Below are 23,712 nucleotides of genomic sequence, written 5' to 3'. Positions count from 1 at the left end.
AAGAGGCATCTCGCGGAAGGCATCGGCGTCCGTCAGGCTGAGGCGTGCTCGCGCAAGACGCCCGACTCGAGGGCCTGGAAGGACAGCACCTTGTAGCCCTCGGACTCGAAAAAGATCGTCGCCCGGTCCGACTCCACGCTCATCACGGTGCCGGCGCCCCATTCTCGGTGCTCGACCGCCTCGTCCACGCTGAGCGGAGCGTCGACCGGCGCCGCGCTCGCCTCGCCGCTCGCGTCGTGATGCTCGCACGCGTCGCAGTTGCCGCACCACTCCTCCGACTCGACACCGAAGTAGTCGAGCAACTCCCGACGCCGGCACTGCTGCGTCTCGGCGTACGCGCGCATCATCGACAGGCGCGACTCCGCAATCCGCTCCCGGGAGGCGAGGGCGGCCTTCACCGCCTCCACCGCTTCGTCCCCCGACGCCTCGCGCGTCGCGACCAGGGCCGAGCCGGTCTCGACGAGGCCGGCATCCGCGAGGTCGTTCACGATCCGGGCGACGGTGCGCGCGGGCTTGTCCAGTTCCTTCGCGAGCGTAGCGGAGTCGACGCCCGGTCGCTCCGAGACTGCCGCCCAGACCACCCGCAGTGCCGCCTTGTCGACCGAACGCTTGGCGAAGAAGCGGCGAATCCCCAGATCCTCCGCGCGGTAGTGCAGCGCACCCGTCGCGGGTTCGCCATCGCGGCCCGCCCGGCCGATCTCCTGGTAGTACGCGTCAAGCGACTCCGTCGTCGTCGCGTGCAGGACGAATCGGACATCAGCACGGTCGATACCCATCCCAAACGCCGACGTCGCGACGACGACGTCCAACTCGCCCGCGCGCCACTGCTCATGCACGACCTTGCGCTCGGACACCTTGAGCCCCGCGTGGTACGCGGCGACCCGGCGCTCCTCTTCCGCGATGTCGGCCGCGTAGGCCTCGGTCTCCTTGCGAGTCGCCACATAGACCAGCCCCGGAGCCGTCCAGTTGCGCGCCTCCTCGACCACCGCCGCGCGCTTCTCGCTCTCGCTTTCGTGGCGACGCACGACCAGGCGGATCTCGGGCCGGTCGACCCCGTGCACCTGCACCTCAGGATCCGTCATCCGCAGCCGCTCGATGATCTCCTCGCGCACAGGTCGGGAGGCGGTGGCCGTCATCGCGAGCACAGGAGGGTTACCCAGCGCCTCGCGGACGTCGGCCAGGCGCAGGTAGTCGGGGCGGAAGTCGTGCCCCCAGGAAGAGACGCAGTGCGCCTCATCGACGACCAGGAGTGACACTCCCGCGGCCGCCAGTCGCGTCACGTTCTCGGGCTTGGCTAGTTGCTCCGGCGCCAGCAGAACGTAGAGCGGGCCGCCTGCGTCGATCCGCTCCCACGCGCGGGCGACGGCTGCGGCGCCGAGGGAGGAGTTGATCGCCACGGCCGGCGGAGCAGCGGGGGCGGACTCGATCGCGGCGAGCTGATCGGCCTGCAGCGCGACGAGCGGCGACACAACGAGGACGATTCCGCCGCGCTCCGCCCCGGCAATCTGGTACACCGCGGACTTGCCACCGCCGGTCGCAAGGACAAGGAGCGTGTCGCGCCCCGAGACCGCCGACTCGATCGCCTCGCGCTGTCCGGGCAGCAACGACGACCAGCCGAAATCCTCCCGGGCAATGCGGCTGACGGGATCGGTGCGGGGAGCATTCATGGCTCGACGCTACGTCTCGGCGCCGGCCGAGAGCGTCCGCTTGACAGCGCACCGAGGCTCGGTGAAGTGTTCCGCGGCGACGAGAGAGCTGCCGGGAACGGCGTCGCCGCCCCTTAGCGTCGCGTCAGCACCGAGTTGAACAGCGTGCCGATCCCCTCGATGTCGATCGCGACCGTGTCACCGTTCGCAATCGGCCCGACCCCCGCCGGCGTCCCGGTGAGAATCACGTCCCCCGGGAGCAGCGTGAAGATCCGTGACACATACGCCACGATCTCGGGCACCCCGTGAATCATGTCGCCGGTGCTCCCCGTCTGCTGCACCCGCCCGTTTACGCGGGTTTCGATGGCGCTCTCATTCCAGATGAACTCGGTCTCGATCACCGGCCCCAGCGGACAGAAGGTGTCGTACCCCTTCGCGCGGGTCCACTGCCCGTCCGAGCGCTGGAGGTCGCGTGCGGTGACGTCGTTCGCGATCGTGTAGCCGAAGACCACGTCCTCGTAGTCTTCCGCGCGCACATTGCGGGCGACGGCGCCAATCACAATCGCCAACTCCCCCTCGAACTCCACCTGCTGACTGTCCTCGGGGAGGACGATTGCCTCGTCGGGCCCAATGACCGACGTATTCGGCTTGAGGAAGACGAGTGGCTCCGACGCAGTCACGCCGCCCATCTCGGCCGCATGGTCGGCGTAGTTCCTGCCAATGCCGACCACCTTCGAGCGCGGGATCACCGGGGCGAGGAGCTTCGCCTCCGCAAAGGGGATGCGCTCGCCTGTCGTGTCAAATCCGGCGAACATCGGGTCCCCGGCGAGCACGACCAGATCGTCCTCATCAACGATCCCGAAGTGAATCGCTCCCCCGTTGTCCCCGTCGCGCTGCGTGGCGAATCGTGCGATCTTCATGCGTCCAACCTCGTCATCCATCCGTGCCTGTCCTCGCGGCGTCCATACTGGATGCCGGTCAACTCCTCGCGGAGCGACATCGTGAGTTCGCCCGCGGGCGCGCCCTCCTGCCCCACCGAGAAGCCCTCGCCCTTCAGTTCGGCAATCGGAGTGATCACCGCGGCGGTCCCGCATGCGAACACCTCGACCACATCGCCCGAGGCGACTCCATCCCGCCACTCATCAATGCTCACCCGGCGACGCTCGACCCGGTGCCCTCGGTCCTCGGCGAGCTGAAGCACGCTGTCGCGGGTGATGCCCTCGAGGATCGAGTCTGAGTCTGGGGTGACGAGCGTGCCGTCCTTTGTGACCAGCACCACATTCATGCCGCCGAGTTCCTCAATCCACCGCGACTCCTGCGAATCGAGGAAGAGCACCTGCGCGCAGCCGTGGCCGTTTGCCTCCTGCTGGGGCAGAAGGGAGGAGGCGTAGTTGCCGCCGGTCTTCGCCGCGCCGGTGCCCCCCTTGCCGGCCCGCGCGTACGAGGTCGACAGCCAGATCGACACGGGCGCGACTCCGCCCGAGAAGTAGGCCCCGGCGGGACTCGCGATCACGTAGTAGCCCACGTCCTCGGCCGCCCGCACGCCGAGGAATGCCTCGCGCGCGAACATGAATGGCCGCAGGTACAGGCTGGTCTCCGGCTCCGACGGTACCCAGTCGCCATCCGCGGCGATGAGCCTGCGCAGCGATTCGACGAAGAGGTCGGTGGGCAGCTCGGGCAGGGCCAGGCGGCGGGCGGAGTGCTGGAGCCGGCGGGCGTTCGCATCGGGGCGGAAGGTCCAGATGGAGCCGTCCTCGTGGCGGTACGCCTTCATCCCTTCGAAGATCTCCTGCGCGTAGTGCAGAACCGCCGCGGCGGGGTCGAGCGCCAGCGGTCCGTAGGGCAGGACTCGGGCGCTGTGCCAGCCGTCGGCGCGAGTCCAGCCGAGTTCGACCATGTGGTCGGTGAAGTGCACGCCGAAACCGGGGTTGGCGAGAATGCGGGCGCGCTCGTCGGCCAACCTCGGCGACGGAGCGACGGTCACCTCGAAGGCGAGGTCTGCGCGGGCGGAGTCTGTCGTCATCGTGGTGGTGTCCTTTGGCGGGAGGTCAGCGGAGGCGGGCGACGACCGAGTCGCCGATGGCGGCCGTGGAGCGCGGAGTACCGTCGCGAGACTCGATGTCCTCGGTCACCGCGGCGGTGACGCGAGCGGCCTCGTCGCGGTGGCCAAGGTGATCGAGCAGCATCGCCGCCGAAAGGATCGCGGCGGTCGGATCGGCGAGTTGGCGTCCGGCGATGTCGGGCGCGGATCCGTGCACCGGCTCGAACATGCTGGGGAACGCGCCACTGGGGTTGATGTTGCCCGAGGCTGCGAGTCCGATGCCGCCGCTGATCGCGCCGGCCAGATCGGTCAGGATGTCGCCGAAGAGGTTGTCCGTGACGATCACGTCGAACCTAGCAGGATCGGTCACGAGGAAGATCGTCGCCGCATCGACGTGGAGGTAGTCGACGGCCACGTCCTCGAAAGCAGCCCCGACCTCATCGACAATCCGCTTCCAGAGCGAGCCGGCGAAGACGAGCACGTTCGTCTTGTGCACGAGGGTGAGCCGGGAGCGCCGCGCGCGGGCAACCTCGAACGCGTGCCGCACGACCCGCTCGACCCCGTACGCGGTGTTCACCGAGACCTCGTTCGCGACCTCCTGCGGTGTGCCCTGCCGGATCGCGCCGCCGTTGCCGACGTAGGGTCCCTCCGTGCCCTCCCGCACGACGACGAAGTCGACAGCACCCGGTTCAGCGAGTGGCGAGGGCACTCCCGCGTACAGGCGAATCGGCCGGAGGTTCACGTAGTGGTCGAGTGCGAACCGCAGGCGCAGCAGTAGTCCGCGCTCGATGTTCGCGTCCCTCAGACGCGGGTCACCTGGCGCACCACCAACCGCACCCAAAAGGATCGCCTCGTGTTGCGAAATCGAAGCGAGATCGTCGTCCGTGAGGACATCACCAGTCTCGAGATAGCGAGCCGCACCCAGCGAAAAGGTCGTCTTCTCCAGCACGACATCCGAGCCGACGGTCACCGCATCGAGCACCTTCACCGCCTCAGCCGTCACCTCCGGCCCGATCCCGTCTCCAGGAATGACGGCGAGCTTCACGGTGCGGGGCATGGCGGATCCTCAGGCGTGCGGGGTCAGAGTCCCTCCAGCGTACTCGCAGACCGGTCCCGGGGAGGCCGAGGGCCAGGGGCGCTACTGAGAGACGGCCGTCGTCACGAAGACACCGGACTGTTTTCCCGCTCGCGGGTCATACGCCACACGTCGGCTCTCTCCGGTGCTGTGGTCCGTGATCACGATCCGAGCCTCTCCGCGATTCACCTGCTCACGGGCGAACACCGCGGAATAGGTTGCACTTGCATGGCTGGCGGAGACTGTGATGCCGCCGGTCGACACATCGTCCGACGCGCTGACATACCACTCCCCTGAGGGCTGACCTGTGTCGCCAGTCGTGCTCGAGACGCGTTGGATCGCACCAGCGTCAATAAGGCGCCCATAAGACTCCCCCGCGCACTCGCCGTCTCGCGCACCATCGAACATGATGCGGAACTGCCCTTTCCGATATGTCCGCGTACTGTCGTCTCTAATCTCCACGATCGACGACGCTTGAGTCGTGCTTGTGTCTCCGTACCACACCGTGAGCGTACTCGTTCCACCCACGCTGCCTCCTTCTGCCCGAATACCCGTGCGCGACTGGTAGAGAGACGCGCCCGACTCCGTTCTGGTGACGTTGTGGCATCCATCACCGCTGAACCACGTGGCGGTGGCAGCAGACGTCGGAGTCGCTAGAGCGACGCCCGTGCTGACGGCCACAACGAGACCGAGAGTTGGGCTCCAGTGGGCTTTCTTCTTCATCGCTCCTCCATCTTTCAGATCGCCATTCGACTGTCGCAACGGCGAGCAGACAACGCAAGAGCCGAGCCACCATCCGCGTCACACACCGTCATACGGGAGCACCTCATGGCGAGAGACAGTCGTCGCGAGAGAGGCTGGGAGCAGCGGGTGCCGCTGAGCACGACCGCTGATCCATGACGGAGGGAAGACAGATGTGGTTCGGTTCGAGCAGACTTCTCGGTTTCGGCGGAGCGGAGGCGAGAGCCCGCCGCGATCGCGCGGCTGCCGCGGACCGCTCCGACGATCACCGGTCCGATGAGCCCGACGATTTCGACGCGTCATCGACCCCCCTCCCACTCCAGCACCCCCTCGAACCCCCGCCTGACCACCCCTCCCGCGCCTGAGCAGACCTACCCGCGAGATGCCTCTTGGGTACGCGACACGCCCACGGAGGCGTACTCAAGGGGGCCTTTCTCGGCAGGAAAAGACCGCGCTCAGCTGCGGCGGAGGCGCCACGCGCCAACCGCAGCGGCAGCCAGGACGAGGCCCGCCCCGAGCCACGCCGACCAGCCGACGCCCACGTCGAACGCCGCGCTCGCCGAGGCGAGCAGACTCGCGGCAGAGTCGGCCGACAGTTCCCCCGCGACCGACACGGCGCCGCCGAGGGTCTCCCCCGCGCGCTGCGCCTGGCCCGCGTCGAGACCCGCGGGCAGCTCCACTCCACCGCGATACACCGCGGTCAACACAGTCCCCAGCGTCGCGGTACCGAGCACGGCGCCGAGCTCGTAGGCAGTCTCGGAGACGGCAGACGCTGCTCCGGCCTTGTCGGCAGGCGCGTTCGCGAGGATCAGTTCGTTCGAGACGGTCTCGGCCGCCCCGATCCCCAGGCCCAGGAACGCGAAGGCAACGGCCACGGTGAGTGCCGAAGCGCCTCCTGGAGTCCCGCTACCCACGGCGAGCAGCACGTAGCCGACCGCCGAAATCAGCAGCCCGGCCGGGACTACGAGGCGCGGAGCGACCCGCCGCGCGATCGGAACCACGCCCAGCCCGGCCACGATCATCACCGCGAGGCCAGGTACCAGCACAAGCCCCGCCTCGAGCGGCGAGAGCCCGACCACGAGTTGCAGATGCTGCGCGAGGAAGAACAACCCACCGACCAGCGCGGTCACGCTGAGCAGATTCACCACGATCGCGGCGCTAAACGAGCCCCGGCTAAACAGCGAGAGGTCGAGCATCGGCGAGGCCCGGCGCTGCTGACGGCGCACGAAGAGCACGCCCGAGACAACACCAGCGACCAGGGCCGCGACTCCCACCACGTCGACCCCGTGCTCCGCGAACGATTTCACCGCGTAGACGATCGGCGCCATCGTCGCGAGCGAAAAGAGGATGCTCAGCACATCGACCGGTCCAGGCTGCGGATCGCGCGACTCCGGCACCAGGATCGGCACGAGTACCACCAGCGGGAGCAGCACCGGCACCGCCAGCAGGAATACCGACCCCCAGGCGAAGTGTTCGAGCAGGACCCCACCGACCAGCGGACCGAGGGCCGATCCGACAGCGAATCCCGTCGCCCAGATCGCGATCGCGAGGCGGCGCTGATCGCGGTTCGGGAAGAGGCTGCGCAGGAGCGAGAGCGTCGAAGGCATGAGCATCGCGCCGAAGAAGCCGAGCGCCGCGCGAGCGCCGATCAGCGCGCCCGCGGTGGGAGCGAATGCAGCCACGACCGAGACCGCGGCGAACCCGACCGCGCCGACCAGGAGGAGGCGCCGCCGGCCGATGCGGTCGCCCAGACTTCCCATCGCCACCAGCAGTCCGGCTAGCACCAGCGGATACGCGTCCACGATCCAGAGCAGCTCCGTGCCCGATGGCCCCAGGCTCTCGGCGATCGAGGGGAGCGCGAAATTCAGCACCGTGTTGTCCACCGAGACCAGCAGCACGGGCAGCATCAGCACCGCGAGCGCGACCCAGGCGCGTCGTCCAACCCGATCGGCAGCGCCGGTAGGAGCGACGAGGGAGACGGGAGCGGTGCGCGCGGACACAGGAACGACCTTTCGAAGTGGGGACGAGGTGAGTATACCGTCCGGCCGGTACAGTCGCGAGGAATTCACCGTAGGATGGTCGCTGTGCCTCCTGTCACCCCCGCCCGCGACCGTGTCCTCGACGGGTTCGAGCAGCTGCTGATCGAGCAGGGCGAGCGGGCAGCCACCCTCGACGCCGTCGCACGCAAGGCCGGCGTCTCGAAGGGCGGCCTGCTCTACCACTTCCCGTCCAAGGACGCCCTCGTCGATGGGCTGCTGCAGCGTCTCGACGAACGGCGCGAGGAGGACGTCGCGCGCAGCCTCGCCGCACCGGAGGGAGTCGTCGCCTACCTCCTGCGCACCTCGTTCGCCGCCGACTCCGCCTTCGACCGCACCATCCTCGCCGTCTCTCGCGTCGCGCAGGGCCACGACGAGCGCGCGAGCACCGCTCTCGCCCGGATCCATGACAGCTGGAACAAGGTCGTCGCTGAGGCCGTCGGCGACCCGCTCCTCGCCCGCGCCATCGTGCTGATGAGCGACGGGCTCTACTACAACTCCGCCCTGCTCCCCACGGGCCAGGAGTCACGCGGCGAGGCCGAGGACGTGCTCGCCGTCGTCCAGCGCCTGCTCGCCACCTGACCCGGCGTCAGAGCCGCGTCACCAGCCGCTCCCGATCACAGCGCCGGACCACCGCGAAGAAGAGAACCGTGTCCACCACGACGAGCACGACCGCACCGACCCCCGCGACGGCGACGGTGAACAGCGAGAGCCCCGCCGTCTGAGCCACGACGAGGCCCACCAGCGGGAGCACCAGGAACGCCGCCGTCCCCTGCGCACCCTGCACCGTCGTCGCCCGCTGCGAGACCGCCACGATCAGGCAGATCGCGAGGAAGGCGATCAGCGGGGCGAGCACGAACGCCGAAACCAGCCAGGTCGCGGTCGGGAAGACCAGTCCGCCGAACAGCGGATAGCCGACCAGGTTCACAATGAGGCTGTAGAGGATGAAAGCCGCCCAGGTGATGAGCACGGCGGGGATCAAGGAGACGAGGATTTTCGCGAGCACCAGCTCGCTGTTGGTCAGCGGAGTGTAGAGAAGCCCCTCGATCGTGCGCTTCTCCTTCTCGCCCACGAAGCTCGCGCTCGCCGTGACACTCGCCACCAACACGGGGATAAGGAGGAAGACAGGGGCGAAGAAGTAGATCACCATCGCGTAGGCACTGGACTGCGCGAGGTCGTAGTCCGCGGGGACGACGCCCGCGGGCAGGTTCGCGAGGAACTGCTGCATCCCATTGATCGACGCCATCAGCGTCTCGTTGCGGCCGAGGAGCAACACCAGGACGGGAAGCACCGTGACGAAGAGGATGGGCACGACGATGATGGGCGCGAGAGCCTGCTTGTTGCGCAGGATCTCGTGGAAGTCCTTCCTGACGAGTGCGGTGACGCGTCTGCGGTTCATCGTTCTCCTCTGATGATGCTGAAGTAGTACTCCTCGATGGTGTGCCGCCGAGGGACGATTGAGGCGATCCGCACGCCTCCGGCGACAAGAGCCTCGACGAGATCGGGGATTTCAGCCTCCCTCCCGACCCGCAGGGTCAGCATGTCGCCATCGCAGGTGGCTGGCGCGGAGGCGAGGCGGTCGACGATCGCGAGCGCCGCCGCCGGGCCGCCTTCGACGGTGAGCTGCACCGTCGTGTCCGGCCAGCGCTGTTCGAGCAGGTCCGCGACAGTGCCTGAGGCGACGAGACGGCCGCCGTCGAGGATCCCGATACTCTCGCACAGCGTCTCCAGACCCTGCAGCTGGTGCGTGCAGAGGACGACGGCGACGTCGCTCGACGAGGTTAGCGACGAGAGAAAACCGATCAGTTCGGCCGTGGCCTCAGGATCCAGGCCCGACGTCGGCTCGTCCAAAAAAAGGACGTCGGGTTCGTGCAGCATCGCTCGCGCGATAGCCACCTTCTGACGCATGCCCTTGCTGAAGGAACCGAGGACGTCGTCTGCCCGGTCCGACAGGCCGAACAGGTCAAGCACCTCGCCGATTCGCGCGTCGCGTCGGTCCGCGGACATCCCGAAGAGTTCGCCCCACACCGTCAAGTTGTCGCGGACCGTAAGCAGATCGTAGAGGTTCCCGTCGGTCTGCACGCCGATGCGGTGGCGGAGCCGGTCGGCCGACGCCGGCGTGAGCGGCTCCCCGAAGAGGTAGACGGACCCCGCAGTCGGCGTGAGGAGCCCTGTCAGCAGGCGGACCGTTGTCGTCTTGCCGGCGCCATTGGGCCCGAGTAGCCCATAAGCAGACCCGCGTCGGAGGGAGAAGGACACGTCGTCGACGACCGTCCGCCCGCCGAGGGTCTTGGTGAGGCCGCGCACGCCGATCAGTTCCTCGGAGCGCTGTGACGTGGGCGTCTGCATCGCTGTCTCCATCATGTTCTTCTGTGTCCGTTCGATCGGATGCGGATGAGGAGGACGCTCGCGATGGCGGCAGTCAGGACCACGAGGGAGACCAGCCCGGCACCCCACTGGTCAGTCCCGCCGCCGGCGATCAGGCCGGACGGCGCGAGCAGAGCGGTCGGGGACCACTGTCGGAACCCCTCCGCGCCGGAGAAGAGGCTGCCAAGGAAGACGACGGCGGCGATCACGATCGCGGAGAGGAAGGGGGCGTTGGTCCAACAGGCCAGCACCCCCGCCAGGAGGGTAAACACCACGAGTGCGCCCGCCTGAAGCGCAAGCCCGCCGACGAGGAGTCCCCCGTCGAGGTCGGGGTGCAGGACCACGGTCTCGTAGCCGGCCATGACGGCACCGACTAGCGCGCCGATCAAGGTGACGATCGCCGAAACGGCCAATCGCGGGCCGAAGATCTGCCACGGTCCCGTTGCGCGCGAGCGGTAGAAGAGGCGCAGGCGTTCGTCCGGTCCGAGCGCGCATGCCCAGCCGACAAGATAGCCGGCAAGCAGGAGGGCGAGTTGCGATGAGTTCTTGAAGTAGGAGTCGACCAAGTTTTGCCATGTCGGGGCGGAGACGGTGATCGTCACGGTCTCGGAGGCGCCCAGTGCACCGAAGATGTCGGCGCTGTACTCGGCAATGAGCGGTGAGGTAATGCCCGAGAAGAGGAAGAGGAGCGCGACCACGAGGAGCCTCCTCGTCCGGTTCCATCGCTTGAACTCGACGGAAAGGCTCATGACCGCGGCCCCGCTCCAGCGTCGGCGGGCGTACCGATCCGATTCATGAACGCTTGCTGAAGCGAGTTCTCACCGAAGCTGATCGAACGGATGTCGCGACTGCTGTGCGCAATGACAGCCAGGAGCGGTTCAACCGCCGCCATGGGAACGAGTAGCTCGCGGGCTGAGCCAAGCGCGGGCTCCGCCGCGACTCCTGCCGCGGCGAGGCGGGCGCGGAGGCCGGATGCGTCCTCGAAAGACGACACGACGATGCTGGAGCGCACGGAGGCCGACTCGATGAAACCGCCCTTGTCTCCCGCGAACACCAGGCGACCGTGGTCGAGCACGACCAGGCGGTCGGCCACCGAGTCGACGTCGGTGAGGATGTGACTCGAGATCACCACGCACATCTCGCGCCCGAGGCTGCGCACGATCTCGAGGATCGCCTCACGACCAACCGGGTCAAGGGCGCTCGTTGGCTCGTCGAGGATCAGGAGCGAGGGCTTGCGCACGAGCGCCGCCGCAATCCCGAGTCGCTGCTTCATGCCCCGGGAGAACCCGCCTACCCGGCGCCGCGTGGCGTCGTCGAGTCCGACCCGTGCGAGCACATCCCTGATCGCCCGGCGCGTCGCCACATCGTGCGTGGGAGTGCCCAGCCGTGCCGACTGCGCCATGACTTCCAGCGGCGTGAGAAACGGCTCGAAACTGGGCGTGTCTGGGCAGTAGGCGATTTCGCCGGAGCCGCGCTCGATCCGCCCCGATATCACCGGGATGAGCCCGAGCAGCGCATGGATGAGCGTCGTCTTCCCGGCGCCGTTCACCCCGATCAACCCATGCACACCGGTTCCCGAAAACGCGCAGGTGATGCCGTCAAGAGCGGTGAAGGAGCCGAAGCGTACGGTGGCGCCGTCGGCTCGGACGAGCGCTCCGCTAATCGGTCGCACGCTGCTCGGTCCGGCCGAAAATCAGGTAGAGGATCCCGCCAAGGGGGATGGAGATCGCGCAGATGATCGCCCACGCCCACTTGGGCAGGTGCCGCGTGCCCGCGCTGCGAATCAAGTCGACGAAGCAGTAGACGAGGAACGCCAGACAGAGGATCAGGACGGGGAGCAGGATTTCGATTTTCATGACATCACTTTCTGTCTGAGGGCTGCACTGATCTGTCGGAGGTCGTCCAGGGCGGCCTCGTCGCCGTGAACCATCGCCACCGCGGTCGGGTTGAGGACCACCTCGTCGACCCCGTGCTCGCCGATGTCCCGGATGTGCTCCGCGACTTCTTGCGCATCCCCGACGACGAACACGTTTTTGCGCACGAGTTCACGGGCGCCGGACACGATATCGGAGGGGTGGGCGTCGATCCCCGCGCGGCAGAGCATGTCGGAGTAGTGGAAGCGCGCGAGGTGGTTCGAGCATCCGGCTTGCGCGAGAAGGTTCGGCGAGCGCCCCTCCCCCGTCAGGGCAACGTGCACATTCGTCACCACCCGCGCGCGTGTTCCGTCGGTCCGGGTCAGGCGCGGGAGGAGCACGTCGCGCACGTAGGTCCGCGGCGTCATCCAGGTGACGACGAAGTCCACTACGTCGCGCGACCTGGTGGCCATGCCCGGTCGCAGCACACCGGTCCCGATCTCGACTGGACCCGTCTCGAAGGTGGGCAGTTGAGCGTGGCGAGCTTCCAGGCCGGGCTCAGTGCTCGTGACCGGCCGACCCGCCAGCAGGTCGCGGACCATTCCTGCGTAGGCGGCGGTATAGCTGGCGGGGCGCTCCAGCGGCGCTCCTCGGGTCGCAGTGACGAAGTCTGGATCGGAGGCTCCGTACGCGACAGCGACGTCGCGGCCGAGGATGGCCGCCAGCGAGCGTGCCTGCAACGCGGCGTCGTAGGGGGTGCGCAGCACGGCGAGAGCGGTTCCTATACCGACGGGGACAGCGTCCTCTGTCCCGCCGAGGCCGGCCAGCGCCACATGGCTCTCGATCTGGAACGACTGCCCGGCCCACAGGCGTGCGTAGCCGCCCTCGCGCACGGCCCGCGCATAGCGGCGGACAACTCCCAGATCGCTTGGTTGGTGCGGGCAGAGCAGCGATACCTCGCTCACGCGGCACTCTCCTCGCTCACACTCGGCGCGAGGTTACGGGCGACATTGTCGGGGTCGATCCTCGCCTCGGCCAACGCGTCACGGATCCGGTCGACAAGTGCCCCGCCGGACGTCACGGTCGCGGCGATCGCCCCGGCCAGCGCGGCGCACCGGCTCTCGCCGAAGCTTTGCTCCCGGCCGGAGCGGACGGGCTCAGCGGCCATCCGCACACCGGGGACAATCTCCGCGCACAAGGGAGACCCCTCCGTGCTCGCGCCCGAGGACGGGACGAGTCGACGCAGGACGTCGCCGATGCCTCCCGCATCGGCAGAGGAGTAGTACACGATCGAATCGTTGCGGGGAAACGCGTCCGGACGGGACAAAATCTTGGTCCGAAATGAAAGGTTGCGGTCGACGAGCTCGCGCACGCTCGCCGCCCAGAAGCGAAGGGCCTGATCGGGATCATCGAAGCGCAGATAGTGGCGCAGCATCGTGCCGGGCGCCGCCGGCCGATCCGCGCGCTCGTGCAGGAACATGAAGAACCCCGGCGTCAGATTAGGTCGCAGACACGAGAGGCGCGCGTACTGCGCACCCTCCTCCTCCGTCAGGACGTCGGCCTTGAATCGCACCCGGATGCGATGCAACTCGACGACGCCTGCGTCGTGGTTGCCGTACCCGGGCGCCTCGACGGGGACGATCACACCGGGGTCCGGAATCGCGGCGTAGATGTCCTCCTCGAACCCCTCATCCGGGAGCAGGGAGGTCGTCACGAAGACATCGGGATTCCCCGCATGCAGATTCGCGTACAGCCAAGAAGCGAGGCCACGATGCGGGTCTATCGGGTCAAGATCGAGCCGGGCGTCCGCCAGCTGTAGCACACTGTTGTCGGTGTCGACAGTGAGAAGACGGGCGAGATCCGGCGCCGAGAGGCCTGCGCCGCTCACGCGATCACGGCCTCGAGGAGCACGGCCGCGCCGTCCGGCTCCAGCATCGCCTGCCGACCGATGCCAGCCAGAGCACGATCGACCGCAGGCATCGAGTACGACATCATCGATCGCGCGATGACGCGCTCGATGACGTACCAGCCGATGCCTCGCGCCAGCTCATTCCGATCCAGTGGTTCGGTGCAGCAACTGCGGTAACCCTCGAGGATCGCGGCAGCCACGGGCCGGGCCCGCGAGAGCATGGTCTCGCCCCTATCCAGCAGCAGGTTATGGAAGTCCAGGGCCGAACTCTCTGGCGAGTCGATTCCCGTGAACGCCCGCACGACCGCATCGAACAGAACGGCGCCGAGGAGCCCTGCAACATCGCGATGCGCCGGTGCGACCGTGAACTCCTCCCAGTCGATTAAGACCGGCTCGCCGTCGGCCCCGACCAGAAACTGGTCCGGTCGAAGATCGCCGTGCGAGGGAACCATCGCGAAGCGGCGCTGACCTGTCGTCCACGCGCGAACGATCTCGATAAGCTCCGCGTCATGCTGGAAGAGCCGCCAGCAGTCGAGCTCGCCGCCGCTCGCGCGCTCGAAGGCCGCCGGAGTGAGCCAGTCGAAGCCGTGCAGCGGCTCGTCCTCGGGACCGTCGGTGACCAGGGTCGGTTGCAGTCCGGAGATCGAGTGCAGCTCGCCGAGGATCGCGCCTGCGCGGGCGAACAAGCGTTCGACCTCGTTCGTCTCGTGAGCACTGTCGAGGACTTGCTGCAGGGAGCGAGCCTCGAGCAGATATGGGAACACCACTGTCCGCGCCTGCGCGTCGCTCGAAAGCATGGGGGGCGAGAACGTCAGCGCGTGCGCGCGGCGGACAGCCTCCCACTCCACAGTGTTGCGAAAGCGCCGGTCGGCGTCGGCCTGTCCACCTGAGAACACCTTGCGGAAGACCAGTCCCCTTTCAGACGCGACGACCGTCGAGCGGTTCCGCCCGACGAGCCTGTCTGCAATCGCCTCCGTCAGCATCCGATCCCCTCCGTCTCATCATCATGCAATGCTTCCCCGGTAACGAGCACTGCATCGCCCGTGAGCACTGCCTCCTTGCTGAGCAGCGCCTCAGCGCAGGAGAATGCATAAACTTCCTCGATTGCGCCGAACGGCCGATCCCCGTTCAAACAGAATGTCAGCCCTCTCGCAGAATCGGGACCGACGATCAGCCACGAACCAGCGAGGACGCCGGGCGCCGAGCCGCCTTTAAACTGCATGATTGGCGCACCCTCTGGATGGTTCTCCACGTGCCACGGAGTCCATGAACGTTCGGACAAACGGCGCATGACGTTGTCAATAGATTCAAGTGTAATAAAGTAGTCCAGCCCATCTGTGTATCGGATGCACTTGAGCGCGCGCTCTCGGAGATGAGAATCAACTACGGAGTGTTCGGCCACAGATTCCATCCCCCGCCCCCAGGCGCGAAGAAAATATTCCCGCGTCGAGAGAAGAGGAGTATTAAGAGTGCGCGGAACGCCGTGGAATTCGGCCGTGGCGAGAATCTTCTCGGACCCAAGAATGCGAAGAAAAAGATCAGCCGCAGTGTTGTCGGAGCGCAGGGTCAACAGTGAGCAAAGATCACCGACAGAAATTGATTTGCCGACATGCGCTGCCGTCAGGCCGCTACTAAGGTATGAGATGTCAGACTGTCGGATGACACACTCCGTCGCAAGAGACAAGGCGCGCGACTCGACGGCGGCCAGCGTTGCATCGAGGATGAAGAGCTTCATGAGGGACGACCCTGCGATCACGTTTGGGCCCGACCGGGCGACGATTCCCCCGTCTCTGGACAACACCGAAACCGTGCCGGCCACGGCGGACAGGGCCATTCGCAGTTCCTCAGCATCGCGAATGCGCGGAACCGGTGTCGTCAATCGCAACCCCTCGAGCCTCCCATCGGCTGTTTCCTGGACGTAGACGACGCCCGCGATTCCACCTTCCGACTCGACCTGGACCGCCGTGAGGCAGGCGGATTCCCGTGTCGAGTGTACGAGTCGAGGGCGGCTGAGCTGGATAGCCTGGACCGTCTGAAGGACGGCCGACTCCGGTCCTATGCGCTGCGCGGGACGCAGGCGTCGATCGATCTCATCCTTCGACACCTGCTCGCCTGAGAGGAACAACTCGATCGCCGCGGCCGTCGTCGGGCTAGTTTTCATTATCGTGAGCCTCGCGCTTTCTGGAGTGGCCGGGGGAGGTCGTGCATCGCGGCGAATCCCGTCTTTTGCACCTGTCGGACATGCTTTCTCGCGACCAGAAAAAGAAGACGGATGGGTTTTACTGGCATCGACGCAGAGAAGCCAGTCCGCTCAATTCACTCAGCGGATGAAGATCAGCGCCGGGACGCCCCGGGAACGACCCGACGCCGATCACATACCCGTCATCAAACGGATCAGGTCCAGGACCAGGACCAGGAAAACGACAGCGAATAGCTCACGCTGATACTTATAGACGTTCCGACGTCTCCCAGTTGTGCGTCGTTGAGAACAATGCTTTGAATCTCCGTCGGTGACGCATAAGCGGTGTAACCGCTCAGCAGGCTCCGTTCCATGATTTTCCCTTTCTTTGTTCGCGATTGGCAATGCGACCCCGAAGCGACGTTCTCACCTACCACCCCAGGCGCGCTCATGAACCATAGCAGCACGTAAGATGATGATGTCACAACCGGAATGGACTATTACTTATGCCTCCCATAACAAACACTTCTCTCTTGAGAGGATTCGGCGCCGAGACCGTACGCGCACTCTGCGCTCGAGGCAGTGTCGCTGAGCGCTCCACATACTCGAGGATCATCGTCTTCGCCGATCAAGCCCTCCTTGGTACGCCGCCTGCAGAGTGGGCCCTCGAGGCACTTCGTCAGGGGACACGCGGACCGCTTGTACGTCCGACGAGCGGTCCGCCTGAACTCGATGCGGTTCTCGCCGATGCGGGATTGCTCCAAAACTGTTCAGCCGCGGTAGCGCTTGGCGGAGGATCGGTCATTGATCACGCGAAACTGGTCCGAGCAGCAGCAGCCGGGGCAGACCTGCGTTCACCGACGAAGTTGGCTGCGGGCCACGTGCCCCTCGTCACTGCGCCTTCCCACGTGCCGCTGATCGCGCTTCCGACAACGCTCGGTACTGGATCCGAGCGCAACACTAATGCCATCCTCGCCGCCGGAGGCCGCCGATTTCTTGTCTCGGGTGACGTCCTGCGTCCGGACGTGGCCGTCCTCGACGCCGACTTCACTCGCTCACTCAGCACCAACGCGATTCTCTCCGGTATCTACGAAGCCCTCGCACGCACCATCGAACCCCATGCACGCCCGACGGCTCAGCTCGGCGCTGACCAACTCGCGCTCGCCACGGCGGCCAGGCTGGCCGTCCTCGGCGACGAAATCTCAGTGCACAGGGGCGAGCCGGTTGCCGACGACGTCCTGTTCGAGCTGGCCCGCCTCAGTGGATTGAGCCACGCACCCGCGATGCACGCGGGACGTTCCGCGTTCGCCTTCCCCGGCTGGTTCCTTGCACACGAACTCGCCACGGTCACCGGCACGTCCAAAGTTAGCTGCCTTCGCGCGCTGCTACCCGTGATCGATCGGCGGGCACACCTTGGGGTTCGGGCCTGGGGATCAGCGCGTCGGCGAACGGCGGCCTCGAATGCCGTCCTGACCGCCGTGGGCTTGCCTTCAGAAATAGAGTCGGCCCTGAGCGTCCTGGCGACGCGCTGGTCGCTCGCCGTCCCATCTACCGATTTCGACGTGGACGCGCTAAGCGCGAGGATTTTAGCCGCGTGGGGACCTCCTTCCCCCCACCTGACACGCATCGGACACCGCGAACTGGTCGCCGTGCTGAACGAGGTGAAAGACACTGGTTCCGTTTAACAGAGACTGCGACGGTGCCCTCGACAGTGCCGTCTAACATGCCGGGTTCCAGCACGATCCCGTCGGGCGCGAGGCGCTGCCTCTTGGTGCGCAGCCCGAGTTCATCGAATTGGCAAGAGGTCGAGACATCAGCGTCGCTAAACATAGGGTGAGGCGTATCAACATCTTATGGAGGAGCAGAGTGACCCTTCACCGTAGGTAGACCCTGACCTTCGGGCGATTTACGCCGCCAGTTCGAGGATCCATACAAAGAACTCACCTCAGCCTTAAGCTGTTCCCAGCAAGGGGAGACCATCATTAGGCGTGGAAAAGTGTGCTAGATAGGTTTTTGTGTTCAGTCGTCCCTTATTGACATTCAGTTACCGTTATCCAATTCTCCATCGAATTGCCTTTCCGCCCTCATCTGTAAAATAGTGGTTCGAAACTCGACCGCCGCCGGTTTATTGGTAGCTCTGGCTTGCCAGACCAGGTAAAGCGGGATGCAACCAAAGTGATGCTCGCTGAGCGGAACTTCGATCAGGTCGCGCGAATCGGGATGAAGTAAACCCTGGGGAAGAATTGCGAGGCCCAAGCCCTCGGCGACAAGATCGTGGAGCAGGCCGGGACTCTGGGACTGATAGTCCACACTGAATCCAGCATGTTTAAGTATCTGGTCAATTTTCGACCTTACAGGAGATCCAATCTGGAGACTGAGAAGGGAATGTCCAGAAAGACAAGTTATGTCGGTGAGCGGTGAGTGAAGACTTTCTACGCTGTCGCGACGATAGACTATACACAGTGGCACAGTACCCAAACTTGCTTTAGCTAAAGTTTCATCATCGCTTATCCGACCTCCTACGACGACAAGGTCTAGCTCGTCTCTACGAAGGGACGCGATTAACGCATCACTCGACCGTTCGTACACCTCGACTGTCGCTAGCGGATTCTTCGTGGAGAATGCCGAGATTGCGCTCGGGAGAGGTACAAGCTGCGCCCTCACCGAGGGTACGATCCCGAGCGTCACCACCCCGTGGATTGTTGCGGCGTAGTGCAACGCCTCTAACTGCAACTCGGCAGCTTCGTTCAGAAGCTTCTCCGCCCTAGGGAGTAGCCAGGCGCCCAATTCAGTCATTCTGACGCCTCCCGATACGCGACGAAAAAGGGATCCACCAAGGAAAGACTCGAGCAGGCGCACCTGAGCACTCACGCCTGGCTGAGTGACGTGCAGCTTCTCAGATGCTCGAGTAAAACTTTGCTCCCTAGCGACGGCGACAAAGTATCGCAAGCGCTGAATTTCCATGACATGACGCTAACTCTCGAGGGTCGCAACGGTGGTAATGGCGCGTTTTGTTCGCCCTTAGGCGCATATTCGGCTAATACCCACACAGTGAGCAACGCCGCGATACCGATGCGGCACAGTGACGAACACGCTCTCACACGAAACCATCCCTTTGTTGTCCTCTCCGCACAACTTGCGTGGAAAGAACTAAGGCGATGCTCGCCTCAAGCGAGGCAAATAACGACTGGGGTGTCAATATCTCTTTGAGACAGCACTTTGCTATTAAATTTGCCGAGCATGAGACGCTGGGGGGAATTAGTGCGGGCGCGTGCTGTTCGCCATTCCTTTCGCCACGAATCAATAACACGCATTTTAGCCGTAAATCTAAAGGATTGTGGTCAATATTTGTCGTTTTATTCACAAACACGAAAGCGGACCCGCGCTGGAATGAATAAGATATGTCACTTAACGACCATCATCCACTCGCCGAGGGTGTTGATGAGACCACGCACGCACGATCATTGATCATGAGGGCGTTCCTCCAGCAGGTCGTCAGTACCGATATCGATCGAGGCTGTAACTAACCGAGGCCGAGCCGCCGAATCTAGCCCGTTCAAGCCACTAGCGGCGCGCTCGACCTCGGTGACGAACAGGGAAGCGGCGCACCGACCCGTTCCCTCACTGCTGGGTGATGTCGATCTCCTGCATGAGGTCGGCGTCGATCGCGACGCGCACCTTCTCGAGCAGGCCGTCAGGCGCGGGCGAGTCGATGGTGATGACCGAGAGTGCCTTGCCCCCCGCCTCCGTGCGCGCGATCTGCATACCGGCGATGTTGACCGCAGCCTCGCCGAACTCGCGCCCGTACACCGCGACGATGCCGGGCCGGTCGACGTAGCTCATCACCACGAGATGCTTGGCGATGGGCACCTCGACGTCGTAGCCGTTGATCGCCACGATCTTCTCGACCTGCTTGGTGCCCGTCAGCGTGCCCGAGACCGAGATCTGCGAGCCGTCCGAGAGCGCTCCGCGCAGCGTGATGACGTTGCGATACTCGTTCGAGACCGTGTCCGTAATAAGGCGCACCTCAATGCCACGCTGCTCGGCGAGCACCGGCGCATTGACGTACGAGACCGTCTCGGAGACGACGTTGGTGAACACGCCCTTGAGCGCAGCGAGCTTGAGCACCTTCACGTCGTAGCCGGCGAGTTCGCCGCGCACCTCGACGTCGATGGAGGTGACCGGCGAGTCGGCGAGACCCGAGAAGACCTGGCCGAGCTTCTCGATCAGCGGGATGCCCGGGCGCACGTACTCGTCGATCACGCCTCCGGCCACGTTCACCGCGTCGGGCACGAGTTCGCCCGAGAGCGCGAGCCGCACCGAACGGGCGACCGAGACCCCGGCCTTTTCCTGCGCTTCATCTGTCGAGGCACCGAGGTGCGGAGTGACGACCACGTTCTCGAGGGCAAGCAGCGGCGAGTCGGTCGGCGGCTCCTTCACGAACACGTCAAGCCCGGCGCCCGCAATGGTCTTGGCGACCAGGGCACGGTGTAGCGCGTCCTCGTCGATCAATCCGCCGCGTGCCACGTTCACGAGGAACGCCGTCGGCTTCATCAGCGCAAGCTGCTCGTCCGAGATCATCCCGGTCGTCTCGGCCGTCTTTGGCATGTGGATAGTGATGAAGTCGCTCGCGGCAAGCAACTCCTCCAGCGGGAGGAGCGTCACGCCGAGCTGCTGAGCGCGGGCGCTCGTGACGTATGGGTCGTAGGCGACGACCTGCACTCCAAACGCCTGCAAACGCGCCGTGATCAGCGCGCCGATACGGCCGAGCCCAATGATGCCGACCGTCTTCTCGTAGAGCTCGACGCCGGTGTACTTCGAGCGCTTCCACAGGCCCTGTGCGAGGGCACTGTGTGCCGCCGGGATATGGCGCGCGAGGCTCAGGATGTGGCCGACCGTCAGCTCCGCGGCCGAGATGATGTTGGAGGTCGGCGCGTTCACGACCATCACTCCCGCGGCCGTCGCCGCCGTGATGTCGACGTTGTCGAGGCCGACTCCCGCGCGGGCGATCACCTGGAGCGAGGGAGCGGCAGCGATCGCCTCCGCGTCGACCTGCGTCGCCGATCGCACCAGGATCGCGTGCGCCGAGCTGAGCGCCTCGAGCAGCGCCGGGCGGTCGGTGCCGTCCACGGAGCGGATCTCGAAGTCGGGACCGAGCGCGTCCACGGTGGCGGGCGAGAGTTCTTCGGCGATCAAGACGACCGGCTTTGTCACGAGAGGCGCTTCCTTCGGAGAGGGGACGGAGCGGGCACCGAGGCGGGGAGCGGCGACCCCCCGACACTGTAGCGGAGGGGTGCCCGCGCCCCGGGCCGTGTGACGCGGAGCGTCACGTCAACGCGAAGAGCCTCTCGTAGCCGAAGACCAGCTGCACGTCGAGCGAGAGGGCGGCCGAGAGGCAGAGCGCCGCGGCGAGAATCCCCACGCGCGCAAGGAGCCCGCGTCGGCGTCCGAGCACGAGTGCGAACGCGAAACAGACCACGGGTAGCACCAGACCGAGCAGCAGCACCGTCCAGCCCGTCGCAGTGAGGTCGGTGCCCAGCAGCGCCCCGTAGCTGCGCAGGCCGACCAGGTTACCGACCGCCTCCCACACGTCCCAGGCGAAGAACAGCGCGAAGAGGACGGCGATCAGCACGGAGGCGAGCAGGCGACGCCCAGGTCGGTCGCGCCGGCCGGTCCCACCGAGAGTGGCCCGGGTCGAATCGGTCATCACGCCCCCCTGAGGAAAGGCAGCGGAGCAAGCAAAACCAGCCCAGCGACGAGCCAGAGCACGCGGGCGCGCACCCGGGAGTCGCGGGTAGCGAGCAGAACGACGGCGAACCACACGGGTGGTGCGGCGGCCGCGAGCCAGAGGCCGAGCGAGTACAGTCCTCGGCCCAGACCATCTCCTGGCTCGAATCGGCCGGCTACGGTCGGACCCTGCCGCGTCGCAGTGATGGCCCAGGCGATGGCGTACAGGAGGTAGAGCCCGGCCGCGATGCCCGACGCGACCAGCAGCGCGGACGAGGCGGCGTCCGCGTCGTCGTCGCTGGAATCGGAGTCCCCGGAGACGTCGCCACCAGCACCCTCGCGCGACGCGGGCGCCTCACCAGCGGCGAGCGTCGGGTCCGCGCCCTCGCCCGCCCACCCCAGAGCCTCGTCGTCGTCCGCCGCGTCTTCGTCCGCCGAAGAGCGGCCCGGTCTGCCATCACTCACCGCAACACCCTAGCCGCGCACTCCTGCGGACCGCGAGGGAACCCCGACCTGTTGAGGGAGCCCTCCCTCAACGAACCGGGGTTCCCTCGGTCCGCGAAGCGATTAGCGCGCGACGCTGCCGTCGGTGTAGTCCTCGTCGGTCTGCTTCCAGGCGAAGAGCTTGCGCAGCTCGCGGCCGGTCTCCTCGATGGGGTGCTTCTCGCCGCGGGCGCGCAACTCCTGGAACTCGGGTGCACCGGCGTCCTGGTCGGCGATGAAGCGCTTGGCGAAGGCACCGCTCTGGATGTCGCCGAGGACCGCCTTCATGTTCTCCTTGACGCGCGGATCAATGACGCGCGGGCCCGACACGTAGTCGCCGTACTCGGCGGTGTCGGAGACGCTCCAGCGCTGCTTCGCGATGCCGCCCTCCCACATGAGGTCGACGATGAGCTTGAGCTCGTGCAGGACCTCGAAGTACGCGATCTCGGGCTGGTAGCCCGCCTCGACGAGGGTCTCGAAACCGTACTGGACGAGCTGCGAGGTGCCACCGCAGAGCACGGCCTGCTCGCCGAACAGGTCGGTCTCGGTCTCCTCGGTGAAGGTCGTCGTGATGACACCGGCGCGGGTGCCACCGATGGCCTTCGCGTAGGACTTCGCAGTCTCCCAGGCGGTGCCGGACGCGTCGTTCTCGACGGCGATGATGTCCGGGATGCCGCGGCCGGCGACGAACTCGCGTCGCACGGTGTGGCCCGGGGCCTTCGGCGCGATCAGAATCACGTCGACGCCGGCTGGCGCTTCGATGTATCCGAAGCGGATGTTGAAGCCATGCGCGAAGGCGAGGGTCTTGCCCTCGGTCAGCTTGTCCGCGATCTGCTCGCTGAAGATCGTGCGCTGGTGCTGGTCCGGCGCGAGGATCATGATCAGGTCGGCCCACTCGGCAGCATCGGCGACGCTCTTCACCTCGAAGCCGTCGTCCTCGGCCTTAGCCGTCGACTTCGACCCCTCCTTCAGGGCGATGACAACCTGAACGCCCGAGTCGCGGAGGTTTTGCGCGTGCGCGTGGCCCTGGGAGCCATAGCCCACGATCGCGACCTTCTTGGACTGGATGATGGAGAGGTCGGCGTCGGCGTCATAGATGAGTTCAGTCACGTGGTAAGTCCTTTTCTCTAGTGGAGCAGCGGTCAGTTCTTGAAGACGCGTTCGGTGATGGACTTCGAGCCGCGCCCGATGGCGAGCAGGCCCGACTGCGCGATCTCCTTGACACCGTAGGGCTCGATGACGCGCAGGAACGCGTTGGTCTTACCGGTGTCACCGGTCACCTCGATCACCAGCGCGTCCGTCGCGACGTCGACCACGCGGGCACGGAAGAGCGTGACGGCCTCGAGTACCTGCGAGCGCGTGACGTTATCCACGCGGACCTTCACGAGCAGGTGCTCGCGCTGGACCGACTGGTCGGTGTCGAGTTCGACGATCTTGATCACGTTGACCAGCTTGTTGAGCTGTTTGGTGACCTGCTCGAGCGGCAGGTCCTCGACATCCACGGCGACCGTGATGCGTGAAAGCCCGCCTAGCTCGGTCGGACCGACCGCCAGAGACTCGATATTGAAACCGCGGCGGGCGAACAGTCCGGCGACACGGGTGAGCAGTCCCGGCTTGTCCTCGACGAGCAGGGAGAGAACGTGGTGCGTCATGCG

The 23,712-nt window shown here is 65.9% G+C and carries 22 protein-coding genes; 2 read left to right on the top strand and 20 right to left on the bottom strand.

Annotated features, from left to right (window positions below):
• Window positions 1–32 precede the first annotated feature (32 nt).
• The 5 genes from B0H03_RS07960 to B0H03_RS07930 all read right to left on the bottom strand — a co-directional run bounded on the left by B0H03_RS07960 (window position 33) and on the right by B0H03_RS07930 (window position 7,503).
• Window positions 33–1,667, bottom strand: coding sequence for a RecQ family ATP-dependent DNA helicase (locus tag B0H03_RS07960; RefSeq protein WP_104263891.1), 1,635 nt, complete (start codon window positions 1,665–1,667; stop codon window positions 33–35).
• Between the two features lie 113 nt (window positions 1,668–1,780).
• On the bottom strand, window positions 1,781–2,566 hold the full coding sequence (locus B0H03_RS07955; RefSeq protein ID WP_104263890.1) for a fumarylacetoacetate hydrolase family protein: 786 nt from the start codon (window positions 2,564–2,566) through the stop codon (window positions 1,781–1,783).
• Window positions 2,563–3,669: a branched-chain amino acid aminotransferase gene (locus tag B0H03_RS07950; RefSeq protein ID WP_104263889.1), complete on the bottom strand. Its 1,107-nt coding sequence runs from the start codon at window positions 3,667–3,669 to the stop codon at window positions 2,563–2,565. Before B0H03_RS07950 ends, B0H03_RS07955 begins: the two co-directional genes overlap by 4 nt.
• 25 nt (window positions 3,670–3,694) lie before the next feature.
• Complete coding sequence (locus B0H03_RS07945) at window positions 3,695–4,744, bottom strand: 3-isopropylmalate dehydrogenase (protein ID WP_104263888.1); 1,050 nt, start codon at window positions 4,742–4,744, stop codon at window positions 3,695–3,697.
• 1,214 nt (window positions 4,745–5,958) lie between these two features.
• Window positions 5,959–7,503, bottom strand: coding sequence for an MFS transporter (locus tag B0H03_RS07930; protein WP_241560369.1), 1,545 nt, complete (start codon window positions 7,501–7,503; stop codon window positions 5,959–5,961).
• Window positions 7,504–7,587: 84 nt separating this feature from the next.
• Here B0H03_RS07930 and B0H03_RS07925 point away from each other — a divergent pair, with 84 nt between their 5' ends.
• The gene (locus B0H03_RS07925; RefSeq protein ID WP_419956894.1) at window positions 7,588–8,121 is read left to right on the top strand and encodes a TetR/AcrR family transcriptional regulator; all 534 of its coding nucleotides are present in this window, start codon (window positions 7,588–7,590) and stop codon (window positions 8,119–8,121) included.
• A gap of 7 nt (window positions 8,122–8,128) precedes the next feature.
• Here the strand turns inward: B0H03_RS07925 and B0H03_RS07920 are convergent, their stop codons facing one another.
• The 9 genes from B0H03_RS07920 to B0H03_RS07880 are packed head-to-tail and all read right to left on the bottom strand — an operon-like array spanning window position 8,129 to window position 15,829.
• Window positions 8,129–8,938 carry an ABC transporter permease subunit gene (locus B0H03_RS07920; protein ID WP_104263884.1) on the bottom strand — a complete coding sequence of 270 codons (810 nt, stop codon included), beginning with the start codon at window positions 8,936–8,938 and terminating at the stop codon, window positions 8,129–8,131.
• Window positions 8,935–9,888 carry an ABC transporter ATP-binding protein gene (locus B0H03_RS07915; RefSeq protein WP_160487260.1) on the bottom strand — a complete coding sequence of 318 codons (954 nt, stop codon included), beginning with the start codon at window positions 9,886–9,888 and terminating at the stop codon, window positions 8,935–8,937. The genes B0H03_RS07920 and B0H03_RS07915 overlap by 4 nt, the downstream gene beginning before the upstream one ends.
• A gap of 11 nt (window positions 9,889–9,899) precedes the next feature.
• Window positions 9,900–10,604: a hypothetical protein gene (locus B0H03_RS07910; protein WP_133248938.1), complete on the bottom strand. Its 705-nt coding sequence runs from the start codon at window positions 10,602–10,604 to the stop codon at window positions 9,900–9,902.
• Between the two features lie 47 nt (window positions 10,605–10,651).
• A complete protein-coding gene (locus B0H03_RS07905; RefSeq protein ID WP_104263881.1) occupies window positions 10,652–11,578 on the bottom strand; it encodes an ABC transporter ATP-binding protein in 927 nt (308 codons plus the stop codon).
• On the bottom strand, window positions 11,565–11,762 hold the full coding sequence (locus tag B0H03_RS07900; RefSeq protein ID WP_104263880.1) for a PLDc N-terminal domain-containing protein: 198 nt from the start codon (window positions 11,760–11,762) through the stop codon (window positions 11,565–11,567). Before B0H03_RS07900 ends, B0H03_RS07905 begins: the two co-directional genes overlap by 14 nt.
• Window positions 11,759–12,724, bottom strand: coding sequence for an LLM class flavin-dependent oxidoreductase (locus B0H03_RS07895; protein WP_104263879.1), 966 nt, complete (start codon window positions 12,722–12,724; stop codon window positions 11,759–11,761). The genes B0H03_RS07900 and B0H03_RS07895 overlap by 4 nt, the downstream gene beginning before the upstream one ends.
• Complete coding sequence (locus B0H03_RS07890; RefSeq protein WP_104263878.1) at window positions 12,721–13,647, bottom strand: T3SS effector HopA1 family protein; 927 nt, start codon at window positions 13,645–13,647, stop codon at window positions 12,721–12,723. The genes B0H03_RS07895 and B0H03_RS07890 overlap by 4 nt, the downstream gene beginning before the upstream one ends.
• Window positions 13,644–14,651, bottom strand: coding sequence for a phosphotransferase (locus tag B0H03_RS07885; protein WP_104263877.1), 1,008 nt, complete (start codon window positions 14,649–14,651; stop codon window positions 13,644–13,646). Before B0H03_RS07885 ends, B0H03_RS07890 begins: the two co-directional genes overlap by 4 nt.
• Window positions 14,645–15,829 (bottom strand): serine hydrolase, encoded by a 1,185-nt coding sequence (locus B0H03_RS07880; RefSeq protein ID WP_104263876.1) that lies wholly within the window; start codon window positions 15,827–15,829, stop codon window positions 14,645–14,647. The genes B0H03_RS07885 and B0H03_RS07880 overlap by 7 nt, the downstream gene beginning before the upstream one ends.
• 524 nt (window positions 15,830–16,353) lie before the next feature.
• Between B0H03_RS07880 and B0H03_RS07870 the strand changes: the two genes are divergently transcribed.
• A complete protein-coding gene (locus B0H03_RS07870) occupies window positions 16,354–17,532 on the top strand; it encodes an iron-containing alcohol dehydrogenase (RefSeq protein ID WP_104263874.1) in 1,179 nt (392 codons plus the stop codon).
• Between the two features lie 355 nt (window positions 17,533–17,887).
• Here B0H03_RS07870 and B0H03_RS07865 read toward each other — a convergent pair whose 3' ends face one another.
• From B0H03_RS07865 to ilvN, 6 genes are all read right to left on the bottom strand, one after another.
• Window positions 17,888–18,811: a LysR family transcriptional regulator gene (locus B0H03_RS07865; protein WP_104263873.1), complete on the bottom strand. Its 924-nt coding sequence runs from the start codon at window positions 18,809–18,811 to the stop codon at window positions 17,888–17,890.
• Between the two features lie 657 nt (window positions 18,812–19,468).
• Window positions 19,469–21,061: a phosphoglycerate dehydrogenase gene (gene serA, locus B0H03_RS07860; RefSeq protein WP_104263872.1), complete on the bottom strand. Its 1,593-nt coding sequence runs from the start codon at window positions 21,059–21,061 to the stop codon at window positions 19,469–19,471.
• A 112-nt stretch (window positions 21,062–21,173) separates the two neighbouring features.
• On the bottom strand, window positions 21,174–21,554 hold the full coding sequence (locus tag B0H03_RS07855; RefSeq protein WP_104263871.1) for a hypothetical protein: 381 nt from the start codon (window positions 21,552–21,554) through the stop codon (window positions 21,174–21,176).
• Entirely contained in the window at window positions 21,554–22,039 is a 486-nt protein-coding gene (locus B0H03_RS07850) for a hypothetical protein (RefSeq protein ID WP_104263870.1), read from the bottom strand. Before B0H03_RS07850 ends, B0H03_RS07855 begins: the two co-directional genes overlap by 1 nt.
• A gap of 102 nt (window positions 22,040–22,141) precedes the next feature.
• Window positions 22,142–23,167 carry a ketol-acid reductoisomerase gene (gene ilvC, locus B0H03_RS07845; RefSeq protein ID WP_104263869.1) on the bottom strand — a complete coding sequence of 342 codons (1,026 nt, stop codon included), beginning with the start codon at window positions 23,165–23,167 and terminating at the stop codon, window positions 22,142–22,144.
• A gap of 32 nt (window positions 23,168–23,199) precedes the next feature.
• A complete protein-coding gene (gene ilvN / locus B0H03_RS07840) occupies window positions 23,200–23,709 on the bottom strand; it encodes an acetolactate synthase small subunit (protein WP_104263868.1) in 510 nt (169 codons plus the stop codon).
• Window positions 23,710–23,712 lie beyond the last annotated feature (3 nt).

This window comes from Rathayibacter iranicus NCPPB 2253 = VKM Ac-1602, from assembly GCF_003149025.1.
GTDB classification, from domain to species: Bacteria; Actinomycetota; Actinomycetes; order Actinomycetales; family Microbacteriaceae; genus Rathayibacter; species Rathayibacter iranicus.
Note: the sequence above shows the minus strand (reverse complement) of the source record. Positions and strands in the feature narration are given on the sequence as shown.